At 70.1% G+C, this 3,314-nt stretch carries 5 protein-coding genes and 1 rRNA gene; 3 read left to right on the plus strand and 3 right to left on the minus strand.

Annotation, left to right across the window (positions count from 1 at the left end; translation table 11 throughout):
* A partial coding sequence (locus ACWDX9_RS61410) for a winged helix-turn-helix domain-containing protein (RefSeq protein ID WP_449973133.1) occupies positions 1 to 426 on the plus strand: 426 nt, incomplete at its 5' end.
* On the opposite strand, the gene ACWDX9_RS61415 is transcribed toward ACWDX9_RS61410, so the two are convergent.
* Together ACWDX9_RS61415 and ACWDX9_RS61420 are read right to left on the minus strand one after the other, a co-directional pair.
* Complete coding sequence (locus ACWDX9_RS61415; protein WP_449973134.1) at positions 395 to 1,255, minus strand: serine hydrolase; 861 nt, start codon at positions 1,253 to 1,255, stop codon at positions 395 to 397. The genes ACWDX9_RS61410 and ACWDX9_RS61415 overlap by 32 nt on opposite strands.
* Before the next feature lie 105 nt (positions 1,256 to 1,360).
* Complete coding sequence (locus tag ACWDX9_RS61420; RefSeq protein WP_449973135.1) at positions 1,361 to 1,681, minus strand: hypothetical protein; 321 nt, start codon at positions 1,679 to 1,681, stop codon at positions 1,361 to 1,363.
* Between the two features lie 95 nt (positions 1,682 to 1,776).
* Between ACWDX9_RS61420 and ACWDX9_RS61425 the strand changes: the two genes are divergently transcribed.
* Both ACWDX9_RS61425 and ACWDX9_RS61430 read left to right on the plus strand, forming a co-directional pair.
* Positions 1,777 to 2,184: an Lrp/AsnC family transcriptional regulator gene (locus tag ACWDX9_RS61425; protein WP_449973136.1), complete on the plus strand. Its 408-nt coding sequence runs from the start codon at positions 1,777 to 1,779 to the stop codon at positions 2,182 to 2,184.
* Positions 2,181 to 3,170 carry a hypothetical protein gene (locus ACWDX9_RS61430; protein ID WP_449973137.1) on the plus strand — a complete coding sequence of 330 codons (990 nt, stop codon included), beginning with the start codon at positions 2,181 to 2,183 and terminating at the stop codon, positions 3,168 to 3,170. Before ACWDX9_RS61425 ends, ACWDX9_RS61430 begins: the two co-directional genes overlap by 4 nt.
* A 56-nt stretch (positions 3,171 to 3,226) precedes the next feature.
* On the opposite strand, the gene rrf is transcribed toward ACWDX9_RS61430, so the two are convergent.
* Positions 3,227 to 3,314 (minus strand): 5S ribosomal RNA (rrf, locus tag ACWDX9_RS61435); the annotation flags it as partial.

A 3,314-nucleotide genomic window follows, 5' to 3' on the forward strand; every position in this document is an offset into this window, starting at 1 on the left:
GAGCAGGCGGTACGCGCGCTCGCCGCCGGCGCGGCCGCCTGCGTGGCCCGGCCCTACCGGGTGGCGGAGCTGCTGCCGTTCATCCAGGCGGCCTCGCCCGGCGCGCGCCAGGTGCTCGCCGTGGGCGGGGTCGAGCTGGACGTGCAGGCCTATCAGGTACGGGTGGGCGGGCGAGCGGTCCACCTGCCCCTGAGGGAGTTCGAATTACTGCAGTACCTGATGCGCAACGCCGATCGCACGGTGACCCGCGAGCAGATCATGCGCCACGTGTGGCACGCCGCGGCCAACACCTCGACGAACACGATCGCGGTGCACGTCAAACGCCTGCGCGCCCGGCTGGGCGACGAGGACGACCAGCTCATCCAGACCGTCCGGGGCGTCGGCTACCGGCTGGTCACGCCTGGCACTTCCGGAAGTCCTGCATAATCCGCTTCGTCACGCCTTCGACCGTCGCTATGCCGTACCCCACCTCGGGACTTCCCTCGGTGAGTACGGCAACGGCGTAGGCGTGGCCGTCACCCCTGATCAGGCCGACGCTGACCGTGGCCCAGAGCTTGTTCGAGACGTGCTTGAGCCAGCCGTTCTTCAGCGCCACGCGGTCGCCCGCGCACGCGGCGGCGCTGATGCCCCAGTTCTGGCCCGCCACGACGTGACCCATGAGCTTCAGCACCTGATCGCGGTCCTTGGCCTTCAGCGGGCTCTTGCCGGACACCAGGGCCCGCATGAGGCGGATCTGGTCGTCCACCGACGTTCGGGTGATTCCCCAGCAATACAGGTCAACGCACTCGCCTGGGACGCCCTGGGTGTGTTCCAGGCCCAGCTTCCTGCCGGCCTTGGTGAAGCCGGGCGCGCCGCCGATGCGTGACCAGAGGCGGTCGGCGGCGTGGTTGTCGCTGTAGCGGATCATGATGTCGGCGTCGTGCCGGACGGCCGCCGGCAGCTTCTTCCACGAGGTCCGCAGCAGCAGCGCCATGAGGATCTGCACCTTGGCCGTACTGGCGGTGATCAGGCGCTCGCCCGGGTGGTAGCGGTAGAGCCGGCCGGTCGTCAGGTCCTTGACCATGGCGGTGACCTGCCCGGACCGGCCCGCGAGGTAGCGGTCGAGCCGCTTGCCGATCCGCTCGGCCGGGATCGGCGCCAGGTTCTCCTCGGCCGAGACCCGCTCCAGCCGCGCCCCGAGGGCCGCCTCGCGTACGCCCAGGACCGTTTCCCGCCGGGCGGGCGCGGGCGGCTGTGCCCGGACCCGGGCAGGCATCGGCAAGAGGGCTGTGAGCAGGGCGAGGGCGATGACCGCTCGTGGTATTGCCTGGCCGCGGCCCGCGATCATTGACGCATTATCACGAAAAATCGTGACAGGCCGCTAGATGTCCGCGGCGATCAATTTCGCGATCGAATCGTCGTCGCACGTGGCCCAGAAGTCCCCCACGACATCCTCCAGGTGCTGGAGGGACTCGGCCCGGAACAGCACGTCCTGATATTTCGTGATGTCGTAGTGTGTCGTCCCCATCGCGGACAGGTCCAGCGGCCTGACGTCCATGCCGCGGAACTCCTCGATCTCCCCGTACGACGAGAGGATCCCCGCCCCGTACGCCCTGAGCTCGCCCCCTTCCGCCATGACCCCGAACTCCATCGTGAACCAGAAGACCTTCGACACGAACTCCAGCGCCTCCTCGGACTCCACCCGCCGCGCGGCCTGCCCCGCCAGGTGGTACAGGGCGGCGTACCGGGGGGCGGCCAGCGCGCGTCGGCCTGACGGAGCCGGCCCGGCTGCTGGGGGTGGCGCGCGGCACCGTACAGGCCCGGGTGGAGAAGCTGACGGCGAGAGGCGTGATCGAGGACTTCGGCCCGACCGTGTCACCGGCCGGCGCCGGCTACCCCATCCTGGCGTTCGTGTGGCTGCAGATCGCCCAGGGGCGGCTGTCGGAGGCGGCGGAGGCACTGCGCGCCGTACCGCAGATCCTGGAGGTGCACGGCACGAGCGGCCAGTACGACCTGCTGTGCCGGGTGGTCGCGCACACCACCGAGCACCTGCAGGAGATCATCGCCGGCATCCTGGCGTCCCCGGCCGTGCAGCGCACGGACACGACCATCGCCCTGTCCACCCAGATCCCGTATCGCATCGAGCCCCTCCTCGAAAACCGCCAGGACCTCGGCGGCATCCAACCTGATGGAGGGGTGCCATGAAGAAGCTCATAGTGATCGCCGCCGTGGTGGCGGCCGGCGCGGCCCTGGTCCCGCTGTGGACCACCGCCCGCGCGCCGGACCAGCGGCCCCGCCCGTCTCCTGGCGAGACCGCTGCCTACGCGTACCTGTGCGACAACGCCGAGGACGGGGGACCGCACGACGAGTGCGCCCACTGGTCCGTGGTGACATCCGGCGGGAGGACGTGGCAGCTCACGGACGCGGTGGAGCGGGGTTACGTGGACCTGACCGCGGACGGCCGCTACCTGGCCTACCAGCGGGCCGGCGACGGCCGCCTCGTGGTCCGGGACCTGGTGGGGGGAACCGTCCGTGCGGTCCAGGAGGCCGCACCCGGAGTGGACGGGGACCGGCTCGCGTACCGGCCCGCGCTTCTGAGCAAGGGGCGCTGGCTGTACGTCGACTACGTGGCGGGCTGGGACGGCGTGGACGAGCCTCCGAGCTTCGTCGTGGACGTCGCCACCGGCCGCACGGTGTGGCGGCTGCCTGGGGGCTCCTGGCTGGACCGGCTGGACGACGACGGATCGAGGCTCATGGTCGAGGACGACAAGTCGTTCTCGGTCATGGACGCCTCGGGGACCACCACAAGGCCGCTACCGGCCCGCCTCCGCGCCGTCGAGGCGACGGGCACCCTGACCCCGGACGGGACGGGCCAGGCCGCGCAGGTCGTCTCCAGGAACTTCCCGGCCGGCGGCGCCGACATCCGCCCGGCCCGGCTGGTCACCATCGACACCGGGACCGGAAAGGCGCTCCATGACGTACGCCTCTCGCTCCCGTTGAAGGACAGGGCGAGCCGTTGCGACGTCAGCCGGTGGGCCGGCTCTCGGGAGGTTCTGTTGAAATGCGGGACGGCCGAGCTGTTCCACGAAATCATCTTCCGCGTGGACACCCGGACGGGGCAGCACACCAAGGTGGGAGAGACGCGGCCGCCCAGGTCACACCTGGTCGAGCTGGTGCGGGCGGCGGATTAGCCCGTAAAACAAGAAATGGCCCCACGCACCGGCGTGGGGCCATTTCTATAAAGATTGTCCGGCGGCGACCTACTCTCCCACACCCTCCCGAGTGCAGTACCATCGGCGCAGAGAAGCTTAACTTCCGGGTTCGGAATGTAACCG

It is taken from the genome of Nonomuraea sp. NPDC003201 (assembly GCF_053590415.1).

Coding starts and splice junctions, on each gene's coding strand:
- ACWDX9_RS61430 (WP_449973137.1), top strand. CDS start 2,181: ATGAAGAAGCTCATAGTGATCGCCGCCGTGGTGGCGGCCGGCGCGGCC.
- ACWDX9_RS61415 (WP_449973134.1), bottom strand. CDS start 1,255: ATGCCTGCCCGGGTCCGGGCACAGCCGCCCGCGCCCGCCCGGCGGGAA.